Raw genomic sequence first — 13,454 nt, forward strand, 5'->3', positions numbered from 1 at the left:
GGCTGAAGATGAGTGATTTAATTAAAGATCTGGCTGAGCTGCGCATGAGCTACCAAAAAGGTGAGCTGCATGAAGCGCAGGTGAATACGAATCCGCATGAACAGTTTTTACTGTGGTTTAACCATGCCTTAGAGGCGCAGCTGCATGAACCCTATGCAATGTCTTTAGCGACTGCAAATGCGCAAGGCCGTCCGCATGTGCGCACGGTGCTGCTGCGCGGCGCTGCCGAAACGGGTTATGACTTTTATACCAACTATGACAGTCAAAAAGGCAATGATTTAGCAGAAAATCCGTATGCTGAATTGTTGTTTTATTGGCAGGAACAAGAACGTCAAATCCGTGTTGGCGGGCGAGTGCTGAAAATTACGCAAGAAGAGTCTGCTGATTATTATCATAAACGCCCGCGTGACAGCCAAATTGCTGCGCACATCAGTACGCCGCAAAGCGGGGTGATTGCCAGCCGTGAAGAATTGCAGCAGCGTTTTCAACAGCTGCATGACCAAGTGGAAGGCAAAGAGATGCTGGCTAAACCTGAGTTCTGGGGCGGGTATCGCTTAGAGCCTGATTATTATGAGTTTTGGCAAGGCCGTCCGAACCGCCTGCACGACCGTTTAAGCTATGCGCTGGAAAATGGTCAGTGGGTGCTGCAGCGCTTGATGCCATAGTATGCAAAACGTTTTAATCAAACAAAGACCATTGCTGACACGCCCTGAACTATTTCAGGGCGTTGCGCCGTTTATTGCAGAAATTTTGGCGCGCCGCGGTGTGGCCTCTGAGCAAGAACTGGAACTGAAGCTGAAATATTTGCTGGCGCCTGAAATGAGAGGGCTGGCTGAGGCAATTCAGCTCATAGATCAGGCGATTGATCGGCAGCAAAAAATTGTGATTGTTGGTGACTATGATGCGGATGGCGCAACAAGCACTGCTTTAATGATTTTAGCGCTGCGGGAAATGGGCGCTCAAGTAGATTATTTGGTGCCAGACCGTTTTAAATATGGTTATGGCCTGACACCAGCAATTGCTGATTTGGCATTTACGGCATTTAGCCCCGATCTGCTGATTACAGTCGATAATGGCATTTCCAGCCATGCGGGTGTACAGCAGGCTCAGGCGCACGGTATGCAGGTGATTATTACGGATCACCACTTAACGACGAAGCCTACGCCTGATGCTGAAGCTGTCGTTAACCCGAATCAACTTGGCTGTGATTTTCCAAGTAAAGCTTTAGCTGGGGTAGGGGTTGCTTTTTATGTCTTGGCGAATTTATCCAGTTTGCGCGCCAAGCAGGGAAAAACCGCTGCTAAGGTAGTCAATTATCTCGATTTGGTTGCATTGGGCACTTATGCCGATGTTGCCAGTTTAGATTATAACAACCGTATTTTGGTGGATGCTGGAGTCAAGCGGATACAGCAAGGACTTTGCCGAGCAGGCATAACTGCGCTGCTGGATATTGCAGCGCGGGATCCTGTGCAGCTGAAAGCGCAAGATTTAGGTTTTGTACTGGGGCCGCGCATTAATGCCGCGGGACGTATGGAAACTATGGACATTGGCATTGAATGCTTAATTGCTCCTGATTTGCAGCAGGCTTACCCTTTGGCGCAGCAGCTGAATCAGCTGAATGTGGAACGCCGTCAGGTCGAAAGTAAAATTAAACAGGAAGCGCTGGCTGAGCTAGAGCTGATTCAGCTCGATACGCAAGACTTGCCCGCAGCGCTCATTATGTATGAACCCCATTGGCATCAAGGTGTGATTGGGATTGTCGCAGGACGTTTAAAAGAGCAGTTTCATCGACCGAGTATTGTCTTTGCTTCGGATGACGATGGCTTGCATATTAAGGGCTCAGCGCGTTCGATTGAAGGTATTCATATCCGAGATTGTATTGAACAAATTGCCGAGCAATATCCGCATTTGATCAGTCATTTTGGTGGACATGCTGCTGCTGCAGGCTTAAGTATTTTAAAAGAGCATTTTGAAGAATTTAAGCAATTTTTTGAGGCCTTAATGGCCACACAAGATGAACAGCTCTTCCAAGCGGTCTTGTGGACTGATGGTGAGCTTCCTGATTATGCTTTTCATCTTGAAACGGTCGATCTTTTACAAAACTTAAGCCCTTGGGGACAAAAATTCCCAGCACCCATTTTTGATGGGATGTTTAAGGTGGTTGACTATCGCTGGCTGAAAGACACCCATTTAAAACTACGTTTGGCCCTGGCCTCAGGGCAAGTGGTTGATGCGATTGCTTTTAATGCTGCAGATAAATATCAGTTTGATCCTATGCAATCCGAGCTTCGTATAGTGTATGAGCTGGATAAAAACACTTTTAATGGCGTGACTAATTTACAGCTCAGAGTTCTGCATTTGGAGCAGTAATGGGGTAGGGCTACATCACTGTACATATAATGAAGTACAAAAAAAACCGCTCTTAAGAGCGGTTTTTTTTGTGGAGAATCTAATTTGAATTAGAAGCGGTATTTTGCTGCTACGCCAAATGAGTTGTAATCATTTTTACCAGCTTCACCAAATCCAACACGGCCTTCTAGGCTGACTTGTTGATTGATGAATTTACGTGCATTGATTCCTACTTCGCTTTGATCAGTAAGATCATTGTTATAGTAATCAGCACCTACACTGAATGTTTTGTCGATGAAGTAATCTGCTTTCACATTAAATTCATCAAGGTCACCAAATGACGCGCCAGCTTCTAAGTTGATGTCTTTACCATTGCTTAGTGTTGTTACGTATTTGGCACGAATTGTTGGATCTGCACCGCTGTCATTGTCGTTATCATAACCTTTCACACCCGCAGCAACTAAGAAACCAGGTGCTGGAAGGTAACCTACTTCAGCTGCATAATACGTGGTGTCAAAGTCACGTTTGCCAAGTGGTGTTTTAACTTCTAAATTATTACGGCTGATGTCACCGCTTAAGTAAAAGTCAGAGTTTGGCACGAAGTATTCAATGCCAGCGCCGTAAGTGTTGTCGTCTACATCACCACGATCTGCAAATGTTGCATGTGCATTGACATTGCTTGCGCGGTCAAGGAATGCAGCTTCTGCAAGTGGTGCGTTACGTGTTTGAACAGGCTTAAAGTAATATTTACCATTTACACCGAATTCGCTACCTGAACTACCATTGTCTGGATCAATATAGGCCGCTGACGCGCCAACTTCTGCTTGGTATGCATGAGCAGTACCTGTAATTGCAACAACTGAAAGTAGTGCTGAAGCAAGTGCTAATTTTTTCATGGATCATACCCCTCTGAAATTTGCCTTAATAAATACATTTTTTGTTACAAGTTTCAGTCTAGAGAAATTTTCAGCCCCGTCAAATTTTAGAAAGTTACAGAAATGTTTCTACGGTAATTTTGTGTAAAATATGTTCACTATCTTATTGAATATTAATGTAAAAAATATAATGTTTAGTTTTATTAAAATTAAGGATTTTTTGTGAATTTCATTGTTTTTTGTTTGTTTTTTAATCTTTATTGTTGGGGTTCTTTTGTGTGTTTAAGAAAAAAGACGCGTCTAAAAACGTGTCTTTTTTATACAATCTTATTGCAAATTTAGAAGATTAGAAGCGTAAAGTTGCATTGATGTTGTAGGTGTTTAGATCATCACCAAAACCAATTGCGCCGCCTACAGCAAAGTTTGGATTGATGAAGTATTTGCTGCGAATCAGGAAGGTATCTTCATCAGCAGTATTGTTGCCGTAGTCGATAGATTCATAACCCACACCTAGGCTTAGAGCAGTGTTAATATAGTAATCAGCACCTAAACGAACTTCGTCAATATCCCCAAACTCAGCGCCAGCTTCTAGATTAATCGATTGGCCATTGCTCACTGGTGCCACATATTTTGCTTGGATAGCAAAACGAGTGTCATCAGAATTTGGAAGGTCGGTATTGTAGCCATCAATCCCTGCAGCCAAGAGCAAGTTTGAAATTGGCATATAACCAGCAAGCGCGCGGTAAGTGAAAATATCATAGTCTTTTTTCGGTGGCTTAACTGATTCTTGGCCATAACCGAGTTCAGCATTGACATAAAATTGATCGACAAAGTACTCAATACCAGCTTTGAAAAGGTTGGTTTCATCTTTAGGTGTTTGGCCTAATATTGTATTGAGTTTGGTGAAGTCGTATGCATAGCCTAAATAAATATTGCTGTTATGGCCTAAGAACGCCGCTTCATTTAAAGGGCCTTTCGCGTTGACATTGTCGAAGTAGAAAGTGCCTTTTAGTTCAAATAAGCCAGAAGTATCTATAGCATTGCTATCATAATCACGGAATGTATAGCCCCCTTCAACTTGGCCATTATAAGCAAAGCTTGTACTTGCTAAACCCATTAAACCCAATGCGATGAATAATTTATTCATTATTTATTATCCTAGTTTTGTATGTAAAAAAAGTGCAGCAAATGCTTCAAAAGCGTGCGTATTGTTTATAAAGTGAGCGCCAAAGTCAATCGATGATTCGCATGACTGGGCTGAAATTGCATAAACGGTCTGTGCTATAATCGCGGTCTATTTAAGCCAAAATTTTATTTTGAGAGAATTCACGTGGAAATTAATCCGTACCTATTGCAGCTAAAAGACTTGAACGAACGTGGTCAAACACTACGGGGGTATCTTTGACTACGATCTGAAAAAAGAGCGTTTAGAAGAGGTTCTGCGTGAATTAGAAGACCCAGCTATTTGGAATGACCAAAAGCGTGCGCAAGCAATGGCGAAAGAAAAAGGCGAACTTGAAAACGTATTGAATGTTTTGGAAGGTCTTGCAACGCAAATTGAAGATGCGCAAGCGCTGCTGGATTTAGCGGTTGAGGCGGATGACGAGGCCTTGCTTGACGATGTGCAAGCTGAATTGACAATGGCTGAAGAAGAGCTGGCGAAACTTGAATTCCGCCGTATGTTCAATAATCCAATGGACCCGAATCCTTGTTATGTGGAAATTCAAGCGGGTTCAGGCGGTACAGAAGCACAGGATTGGGCTTCAATGTTGCTCCGCATGTATTTACGCTGGATTGAACGCCACGGCTTTAAAGCAGAAGTCATGGAAGAATCTGACGGCGATGTTGCAGGGATTAAATCTGCAACCATCCGCGTCGACGGCGAGTATGCTTATGGCTGGCTGCGTACCGAATCTGGCGTACACCGTTTAGTGCGCAAGTCGCCATTTGACTCAGGCAACCGCCGTCATACTTCATTCTCTGCAGTATTTGTATCGCCTGAAGTTGATGACAATATTGAAATTGATATTAACCCTGCAGATGTACGTACGGATACTTACCGTGCATCAGGTGCGGGCGGTCAGCACATTAACAAAACTGACTCTGCGGTACGTTTGACGCATGCGCCTACAGGTATCGTTGTGGCATGTCAGAACCAGCGTTCACAGCATGCCAACCGTGACCATGCATGGAAACAGCTGCGTGCAAAACTGTATGAACTTGAAATGAGTAAGCGTAATGAGGCGGCTCAAGCGCTTGAAGACTCGAAGTCTGATATTGGCTGGGGCAGCCAGATCCGTTCATATGTATTGGATGACTCGCGTATTAAGGACTTGCGTACAGGTGTGGAAAACTCGAATACTGGCGCAGTGCTTGATGGTGACTTGGATAAATTTATTGAAGCCAGCTTGAAGCAAGGCTTATAATTTTTAAAATACAAAGCATTAACAGTGTGTTTACAATATATCTAAAATGGTCGATATATAAATCGTAAAAATGCGATATATTGTAGTCCACATGCTGGTTCGTGCTTTGTTGTGTTTTTTAATGTCGTGATTAAACCAGTCTGAACTATGGATATTGATTTAATTTTTAAAGCGCTGGCAAATCCAACTCGCCGGCAGATTCTGGAATGGTTGAAATCGCCAGAGCAGTTTTTGTCTGAAGAGCATTGCGGCGGTTTTAATCGTGGAGTATGTGCAGGGAATATCGAAAAGCTCGGTAATGTCTCACAATCTACTATGTCAAATCATTTATCCGTTTTGCAGCAGGCGGGTTTAATTAAGGCTGAAAAACATGGCCAATGGTCATATTTTTCACGTAATGAAGTACTGATTCAGCAATATATTGATTACTTGAAAAACTCACTCTAAAAACAATAGCTGTGGGTGATGAGGAAAATATGGCTGAACTCAATTCTCCGTTAACACTTGGCGCATTAAATCTTAAGAACCGTGTTGTCATGGCGCCCTTAACACGCAGCCGTGCGACAGATGACCGCGTGCCAACGCCAATGATGGCGGAATATTATGCGCAGCGCGCCAGCGCAGGTTTAATTATTTCTGAAGCCACAGTAATTTCAGAAGAGGCGAATGGTTATTTAAATACACCAGGGCTGTTTACCGATGCGCAAGTTGAAGGCTGGAAGCTGGTCACTCAAGCTGTCCATGCTAAAGGCGGCTTAATTGCAGCTCAGCTTTGGCATGTGGGCCGTGTATCTCATCCAGATCTTTTAGATGGCGAAACGCCAGTCTCAGCCAGTGCTGTACAGCAGGCAGGGCAAGTCAGCCTGCTGCGCCCTAAGCGTGACTATGTGCTGCCGCGCGCCTTAGAAATTGCTGAAATTAAAACCATTGTTGAGCAATATAAGCAAGCTGCGGTCCGTGCCAAAGAGGCGGGTTTTGACGGCGTGGAATTGCATGCAGCGAATGGTTATTTAATTGACCAGTTCTTGCAAAGCAAAACCAATCAGCGTGATGATATTTACGGCGGTTCAGTTGAAAACCGCGCACGTTTATTATTGGAAGTGGCGGATGCTTTAATTGAGGTTTGGGGTGCAGGCCGTGTGGGGATTCACTTAGCGCCCCGCGGTGATGAGCATGACATGGGGGACAATGATCCACGTGAAACCTTTGGCTATGCACTGGAAGAATTAGGAAAGCGTAAAATTGCATTTTTCTTTACCCGTGAATATTTGGCGGACGACAGCATCAGTGAGTATATGAAGTCACGTTCTGGCAGCGTGCCGTATATTGCCAATATGAAGCTCAGCCGTGATGACGCGATTGAATTATTAAATTCAGGTAAGGCAGATGCCGTGTCATTTGGTAAAGCGTATATTGCCAATCCAGATTTATTTGAGCGTTTAGTACAAAATGCGCCGCTGAATGAGCTGATCTTTGACAATATGATCGGGACGAATGTGGCGGAAGGCTATATTGATTATCCTGCATTAGCGGGCGAATGACTGCGCTGAAAAAATCAAAATAAACACAATTCCTTGAGCCTCGTCAGTTAACAAGCTGGCGAGGCTCTGTTATATTCGTGCCAATTCAGTTGATTGAGCACAACTATTTGGCTACTCCTTTTTGGTATAACGCTGCCTTAGCGATCGTAAAACCGCTGTATCAGTGGAAAATAAAAAAGCGTGCGCTAAATACAGAGGCATATCAACAAGAGTGTCTAGAACGTTTTGGCCCTTTTCAGCCTGTTAAAAATAAAAATACGATGTGGTTTCATTGTGTTTCAGTGGGAGAAACCAATGCAGCTCAGCCTTTAATTGAATATTATTTAAAGCAAGGGCATCCGGTGTTGGTGACGAATACCACCAAGACTGGGCAAGCCCGATCCAAAGCTTTATTTGAAAAAGCAGCCTTTGAAAATTTATTTCAAGCGGTATTTTTGCCTGCAGATCAAAAGTCTTTAATTGCTGATTTTTATCAGAAATATCAGCCAAAACTGCTGATTTTAGTTGAAACTGAGCTTTGGCCCAATCTGATGGATCAAGCGAGTGAATTCAATGTTCCTTGTATATTGGTTAATGCCCGTCTTTCAGAAAAATCAGCAAAAGGCTATGGCAAAGTGCCGTCCTTAACCCGTCCGATGCTGCGGGGACTAAATCAGTTATTGGCGCAGGATCAGGCAACGCTTACACGCTTCATTCAGCTTGGCGCAAATGCAGCCAGCAGTCAGGTTGTGGGCAGCATTAAATTTGATATACATGCGCCTGAGCAGTTTATACAGCAGGCTAAACAGCTGCAGCAGGACTGGGCTTTAGCGTCACGTCAAATGATCACCCTTGCCAGTACGCATGCGCCTGAAGAGCAAAAACTGCTGGCAGCGTTAAAGCCATATTTAGAACAGCATCCTGAGCTGCTATGCATTGTTGCGCCGCGTCATCCTGAACGCTTTGATGAAGTGTTTGCAGAGTCGCAAAAACTGGAGCTGCGCACGCAGCGCAGAAGCTTAGGGCAAGCTATTCAGTCAGATACGCAAGTATATTTGGCGGACAGTATGGGTGAGCTGTGGCTATGGCTGGCGCTGAGTCATGCTTGTTTTGTTGGCGGTTCTTTAAATGAGCCGGGCGGCGGCCATAATATTTTAGAGCCGATTGCGCTGCATGTGCCTACGGTGTTGGGAAAAAATTATTTTAATTTCCAAACCATTGTAGATGAGTTTGTCGCGGTTAATGCCGTGGAAGTTGTGCAGGATGCAGAGCAGGCCGCGCAGGTGCTGGCTGCATTGATCGGCGATTTGCCAAGAGCGCAGGCCTTGAATGCGGAAGCGCAGCGAATTATGCAGAAGAATACGGGGTCTTTAGCGAAGCATATTGCGGTGATAGATCAATATTTATGATGGGTAGATAAGCTGCTGATAATTGGGTGTCTTTTCATTATTAATTTATTGGCTGGAGCTCGAATTTTACTTTTGTTTAGGCAAAAGTAACAAAACCATTGGTCATCCACAAAACTCGACCAATACTGGGAATGAATCAGCCAGTCGCAGAAACATTTTTAAATAGAAGTATCCTGCTTCGAACAATTGTGGATGACATTTCCATGCATCCTATTTGGGTGTTTTGAATATGCTTCTTTATCTTAGGTTTATATGAATATTGTCCTGCTTGATCCGCGCCAAACTCAGTCTGAACTTTGGACGATCAGCGCTAAACGCCAGCTGGAACACTTACGCACACATGTAGATGTGCAGGTTGGAGATACGCTGAAAGTCGGCATTCGCGAAGGGAAGCGCTATTTAACAGAAATAGTCAGTGTTTCAGAGCTGCAGATTCAGTTGAAGCCGCTGCGTGAAGAACCTGTTCCTGCAAAATTGCCCGTGACTTTAATTGTGGCAATGCCGCGTCCGAAAGTCCTGCGCCGTTTGATTATGGATGCTGTGACGCTGGGAGTGGAAAAAATTATTCTGCTGCACAGTTATCGGGTAGATAAAAGTTATTGGCAAACCCCATTTTTACAGCAGCTGGAACATTATGTTGATTTGGGCCTAGAGCAGGCAGGGGACACCATTGCTCCTGCAATTGAATTATATAAGCGCTTTAAACCTTTTGTGGAAGATGTCATGCCCGCTATGATTTCAGCAGCCTGTCCAGCTTATGCAGCGCACCCTTATGCAGAAATAAAAATGCCAGCGGGTATTTCGCACCCGTGTACGATTGTGATCGGGCCAGAAGGCGGTTTCATTCCTTATGAAATTGATTTACTCATCAAAAACGGCTGCCAAGCAGTGAGCTTAGGCAGCCGTATTATTCGTACAGAAACAGTGATTCCTGTCATTTTAGGCCGTTTATTCAGCGGCTGATTGCACCGTTTCACCGCGGTAAACTTTCACTTCCTGTACTGGATAAGGAATAGAAATGCCATGCTCAGCAAAGGCTTCAATCACTTTTTCCTGAATTTCACTGATTGATGCTGCTGTTGAGGTTTCTGTGGTATCGACCCACCAGCGTACATTTAAATTTACAGAGAAATCGGCAAGCGCATTGACATTCACGGCAAAACCCGGCTGGCTCAAAATGTTTGAGTTTTTATCTAAAATGCTGAGAATCACATTCTTGGCTTTTGGAATGTCATCTTCATAGCCGATGCCCACCACAAACTCGCAGCGGCGGCGGGTGTAAGCAGTGTTCACTGTTACGGCACTGGTATATACCGTTGCATTTGGAATGACGATACGGCGGCCATCAGGTGAGCGTAAGAAAGTCGCGCGGATTTGAATGTCTTCAACCGTGCCTTCCATGCCTGAAACGATAATGTCATCGCCGATTTTGAAGGGTTCGCCTAGCAAAATTAAAATGCCGGAGAGCAGGTTTTGGAAAATATCTTTGAATGCAAAACCGATGGCTACTGAACCAATACCTAAAGCGCTCATGAGCTGACCGGGCGTGAAGCCCGGTATTGCAATAACCATAGCAATCAAAAAACCGAAAAAGATGATTGCTGAGCTGCCGACACGGTTCAGAACCAAGACTAAATTCTGTTTGGTATAAGAACGGTCAGACAGCGCTTTGCGTACAAAAAATTTAAATAGTTTGGACAGCAGATAGAATAGGGTGAAAACAAAAAGCGCGATGCAGATATAAGGCAAGCGCTCCCAGAAGCCATCTACAAACTTATCGATGGTGCTGTATGCATCGTTATATTTTGCAGTGTGCTGCAGTACAGCTTGCGCTGTTTTTTCAGTCGCATCCTGCAAGAGTTCGGTTGTGCCTTGAGTGACGTCACTTAAGGCATGTTGTTGCTCAGCCACGGGTATTCCCAATGAGTATAGTCTTGCGTATTTTGCCTGAAATGCTTCTATAACTTAAATGGAATTTTTTTCCTATTCTGTAAAAATAGTAATATTCGGCGGCTTTTCAGCTTAAAAAAATTCCGTACCTTTTTGCATGACTTCTTGAGGCGTTTTGATCTGGCCTGATCCCATCATGAATGAGATGAGGCTGCCAGCTGCGAAAAGGCTCAGCGCAGTCAGAATAATCATAGTCCATGCCAGTAATTTTTCCCAGACAGCTGCAGGGCGGGGCAAGCCGTATTTATTTGCGCCTGCATCGCCGGCGGCCAGCAGCAAGTACAGGATAAACAGCACATTTAAAACCGGGATGAGCAGCAGCAGCATGAGCCAGCCGCTGTTATTGCGGTCATGCAGACGGCGCGCTGTCAGTACGATATAAAAATAAATGTAAAGCACTGTCAGCACAGCATAGCCAAGTCCTGCAATGCCTGTCAGCGCATTGATAAAATGGCTGTCCAGCGCCAGAGTATTTAAACTGAAAATACCGGCAGCTAAGCTCAGGCCAATAGATGTGAAGAACATCATGATATTTAAAAAGGCATGCCAGCCGATAAAGCTTAGCCGCCCAAAACGGCCATTGGGCGACAGCAGGCTGTCTGCAGCAGGCTTTGGCGTGTGTGAAAAAAATGGAGCGTTTTCATTCTGGTTCATGGGCTGTACACGCTTAGATTGATTTTTTTAGGGAGCACATTCGGTTTTGTGCAAAAAATGTATTGAATATCAGTTGTATTATAAGAGCATTTAAACTGCTCAGATACGTAAAAACGACCGAATTTTGTTGAATTTAGCTGCTAGGCTATGCTTTAAATATAAGTATTAAGATGCGACCAAAGCATGATTGATGTGTTTAAAAAATAAGCGCAATACTGCAATCGAACCCGTAATAAGATGAAAAAAACGGCAAAGCCTCTCGTGATGAGAGACAAGAAGAGCAAGGAAGTAGAATATGAAAGAGTTATATCCAGTACCCGACAGTTTTAAAAAAACAGCACGTATCAATGAAGCGGAGTATTTTGAGCTTTACCATAAATCTATTGAGCAGCCGGAGGAGTTTTGGGCGGAACAGGCGAAAAAAATTGACTGGATCAAGCCGTTTAGCCAAGTAAAAAATACCAGTTTTAATCCAGATAATTTTAAAATTGAATGGTTTGCCGATGGACAGCTGAATGTCAGCGCAAACTGTTTAGACCGACATTTAAAAGAACATCCGCATAAGCCTGCCATTATTTGGGAGGGTGATCATCCGTCGCGGCATAAAATTATTTCGTTTGAAGAACTGCATGATGAAACCTGCCGCTTTGCCAATGTGCTGAAAAAGCACGGTGTAGGCAAAGGTGACCGAGTTGTGCTGTATATGCCGATGGTGCCTGAAGCGGCAATTGCGATGCTGGCATGTACCCGTATTGGCGCAGTGCATTGTGTGGTGTTTGGCGGTTTTTCACCAGATTCGCTAGCCAGCCGTATTGATGACAGTCAAGCCAAAGTCATTATTACTGCAGATTCAGGTATGCGCGGCGGCAAGCCTATTCCTTTAAAAGCCAATGTTGATGAAGCGCTGAAGCTGGAAGGCACTTCCTCTGTTCAAAACGTGATTGTGGTGCACCGCACGGGCAATCCAATAGAAATGATTGAAGCGCGTGATCTTTGGTATCACATGGAAATTATGTCAGTCAACGATATTTGCCCGCCAGAGCCGATGAATGCTGAAGACCCTTTATTTATTTTGTACACATCTGGCTCGACAGGAAAACCCAAAGGAGTATTGCATACGACGGGCGGCTATTTGACTTATGCCAATTGCAGTTTCCGTGAGGTTTTTGACTTAAAACAAGATGATGTGTTTTGGTGTACCGCAGATGTCGGCTGGATTACAGGACATTCTTATGTGCTGTACGGACCGCTTTCCAATGGGACCACTACGGTGATGTTCGAAGGTGTGCCGCAGTATCCGAGTTGGGCGCGTACAGGGCATATTGTTGACAAGCACAATGTCACGATTTTATATACAGCGCCTACTGCAATCCGCGCCATGATGCGTGAGGGCGATGCTTTTGTGCGTGAAAGCGACAGAAGCAGTTTGCGTCTGCTGGGTTCTGTCGGTGAGCCGATTAACCCAGAAGCATGGAATTGGTATTACACCGTAGTTGGTGAAAGCCGCTGCCCCATTGTAGATACTTGGTGGCAAACAGAGACAGGCGGTTTTATGATTACGCCGCTGCCGGGGGCGACCGATTTAAAACCTGGCTCCGCAGCGCGTCCATTTTTTGGTGTGCAGCCAGCCATTGTGGATGCAGACGGACAAGAACTGCAAGGCGCTGTCGAAGGCAATTTGATTATTAAAGATTCATGGCCTGGGCAAATGCGGACGATTTGGGGGGATCCTGAGCGTTTTATTGAAGCTTATTTTTCGACGTATCCAGGCGCTTATTTTACGGGTGACGGCGCTCGCCGTGATGCCGATGGCTATTATTGGATTACTGGACGAGTGGATGATGTCCTCAATGTATCGGGACACCGTTTAGGCACAGCCGAAATTGAGAGTGCATTGGTTGCGCATGAGAAGGTCGCGGAAGCTGCTGTTGTCGGCATGCCGCATGAGATAAAAGGTCAAGGTGTTGCCGCTTATGTTACCTTGCAGGCAGGTGAGGCGGAAACTGAAGCGCTGCGGCAGGAACTGGTGAGCTGGGTGCGTAAAGTGTTGGGGCCTGTCGCGACGCCTGATGCAATTTATTGGGCGCCGTCTTTGCCTAAAACCCGTTCTGGCAAGATTATGCGCCGTATCTTAAGAAAGATTGCAGCCGATGAATTAGACAGTTTAGGCGATACTTCGACATTGGCAGATCCAAGTGTTGTGGATCAGCTGATTGCTGAGGTTAAGGCGAATTCTTAAAAATTAGCCTTTGCTGAATATTCACTTATTAA

The 13,454-nt window shown here is 44.7% G+C and carries 12 protein-coding genes; 8 read left to right on the plus strand and 4 right to left on the minus strand.

Annotated features, from left to right (window positions below; all coding sequences use genetic code 11):
* The first annotated feature begins 8 nt into the window (after nt 1–8).
* Both pdxH and recJ read left to right on the plus strand, forming a co-directional pair.
* Nucleotides 9–665 carry a pyridoxamine 5'-phosphate oxidase gene (gene pdxH / locus D7V32_RS10045; protein ID WP_120402751.1) on the plus strand — a complete coding sequence of 219 codons (657 nt, stop codon included), beginning with the start codon at nt 9–11 and terminating at the stop codon, nt 663–665.
* 1 nt (nt 666) lies between these two features.
* The gene (gene recJ / locus D7V32_RS10050) at nt 667–2,370 is read left to right on the plus strand and encodes a single-stranded-DNA-specific exonuclease RecJ (RefSeq protein WP_120402752.1); all 1,704 of its coding nucleotides are present in this window, start codon (nt 667–669) and stop codon (nt 2,368–2,370) included.
* Between the two features lie 89 nt (nt 2,371–2,459).
* On the opposite strand, the gene D7V32_RS10055 is transcribed toward recJ, so the two are convergent.
* Nucleotides 2,460–3,245, minus strand: coding sequence for a putative porin (locus tag D7V32_RS10055; protein WP_106984208.1), 786 nt, complete (start codon nt 3,243–3,245; stop codon nt 2,460–2,462).
* A 325-nt stretch (nt 3,246–3,570) separates the two neighbouring features.
* The gene (locus D7V32_RS10060; protein WP_120402753.1) at nt 3,571–4,371 is read right to left on the minus strand and encodes a putative porin; all 801 of its coding nucleotides are present in this window, start codon (nt 4,369–4,371) and stop codon (nt 3,571–3,573) included.
* Between the two features lie 183 nt (nt 4,372–4,554).
* On the opposite strand from D7V32_RS10060, the gene prfB reads away from it, so the two are divergent.
* From prfB to D7V32_RS10085, 5 genes are all read left to right on the plus strand, one after another.
* Nucleotides 4,555–5,650, plus strand: a protein-coding gene (gene prfB / locus D7V32_RS10065; RefSeq protein WP_120402754.1) for a peptide chain release factor 2 whose coding sequence is annotated in 2 segments (ribosomal slippage) — nt 4,555–4,626 and nt 4,628–5,650 — 1,095 coding nt in all. Because the reading frame shifts where the segments join, the coding sequence is not laid out codon by codon here.
* A gap of 147 nt (nt 5,651–5,797) precedes the next feature.
* The gene (locus tag D7V32_RS10070; RefSeq protein WP_120402755.1) at nt 5,798–6,097 is read left to right on the plus strand and encodes an ArsR/SmtB family transcription factor; all 300 of its coding nucleotides are present in this window, start codon (nt 5,798–5,800) and stop codon (nt 6,095–6,097) included.
* Nucleotides 6,098–6,126: 29 nt separating this feature from the next.
* Nucleotides 6,127–7,191: an alkene reductase gene (locus tag D7V32_RS10075; protein WP_120402756.1), complete on the plus strand. Its 1,065-nt coding sequence runs from the start codon at nt 6,127–6,129 to the stop codon at nt 7,189–7,191.
* A gap of 107 nt (nt 7,192–7,298) precedes the next feature.
* Entirely contained in the window at nt 7,299–8,579 is a 1,281-nt protein-coding gene (locus tag D7V32_RS10080) for a 3-deoxy-D-manno-octulosonic acid transferase (protein WP_120402779.1), read from the plus strand.
* Between the two features lie 252 nt (nt 8,580–8,831).
* The gene (locus D7V32_RS10085; protein ID WP_120402757.1) at nt 8,832–9,542 is read left to right on the plus strand and encodes a 16S rRNA (uracil(1498)-N(3))-methyltransferase; all 711 of its coding nucleotides are present in this window, start codon (nt 8,832–8,834) and stop codon (nt 9,540–9,542) included.
* Here the strand turns inward: D7V32_RS10085 and D7V32_RS10090 are convergent.
* Both D7V32_RS10090 and D7V32_RS10095 read right to left on the minus strand, forming a co-directional pair.
* Nucleotides 9,528–10,490: a mechanosensitive ion channel family protein gene (locus tag D7V32_RS10090; protein WP_120402758.1), complete on the minus strand. Its 963-nt coding sequence runs from the start codon at nt 10,488–10,490 to the stop codon at nt 9,528–9,530. The genes D7V32_RS10085 and D7V32_RS10090 overlap by 15 nt on opposite strands.
* A 111-nt stretch (nt 10,491–10,601) precedes the next feature.
* A complete protein-coding gene (locus D7V32_RS10095) occupies nt 10,602–11,183 on the minus strand; it encodes a DUF805 domain-containing protein (RefSeq protein ID WP_120402759.1) in 582 nt (193 codons plus the stop codon).
* A gap of 295 nt (nt 11,184–11,478) precedes the next feature.
* Here D7V32_RS10095 and acs point away from each other — a divergent pair, with 295 nt between their 5' ends.
* Nucleotides 11,479–13,422: an acetate--CoA ligase gene (gene acs, locus D7V32_RS10100; RefSeq protein WP_120402760.1), complete on the plus strand. Its 1,944-nt coding sequence runs from the start codon at nt 11,479–11,481 to the stop codon at nt 13,420–13,422.
* Nucleotides 13,423–13,454: the final 32 nt, after the last annotated feature.

This window comes from Acinetobacter tianfuensis, from assembly GCF_003611465.1.
In the GTDB taxonomy this organism is placed as follows: Bacteria; Pseudomonadota; Gammaproteobacteria; order Pseudomonadales; family Moraxellaceae; genus Acinetobacter; species Acinetobacter tianfuensis.

Excerpts from the sequence above, each read along its gene's own strand:
- pdxH (WP_120402751.1), top strand. The coding sequence starts at position 9 with ATGAGTGATTTAATTAAAGATCTGGCTGAGCTGCGCATGAGCTACCAA.
- recJ (WP_120402752.1), top strand. The coding sequence starts at position 667 with ATGCAAAACGTTTTAATCAAACAAAGACCATTGCTGACACGCCCTGAA.
- D7V32_RS10055 (WP_106984208.1), bottom strand. The coding sequence starts at position 3,245 with ATGAAAAAATTAGCACTTGCTTCAGCACTACTTTCAGTTGTTGCAATT.
- D7V32_RS10060 (WP_120402753.1), bottom strand. The coding sequence starts at position 4,371 with ATGAATAAATTATTCATCGCATTGGGTTTAATGGGTTTAGCAAGTACA.
- D7V32_RS10070 (WP_120402755.1), top strand. The coding sequence starts at position 5,798 with ATGGATATTGATTTAATTTTTAAAGCGCTGGCAAATCCAACTCGCCGG.
- D7V32_RS10075 (WP_120402756.1), top strand. The coding sequence starts at position 6,127 with ATGGCTGAACTCAATTCTCCGTTAACACTTGGCGCATTAAATCTTAAG.
- D7V32_RS10085 (WP_120402757.1), top strand. The coding sequence starts at position 8,832 with ATGAATATTGTCCTGCTTGATCCGCGCCAAACTCAGTCTGAACTTTGG.
- D7V32_RS10095 (WP_120402759.1), bottom strand. The coding sequence starts at position 11,183 with ATGAACCAGAATGAAAACGCTCCATTTTTTTCACACACGCCAAAGCCT.
- acs (WP_120402760.1), top strand. The coding sequence starts at position 11,479 with ATGAAAGAGTTATATCCAGTACCCGACAGTTTTAAAAAAACAGCACGT.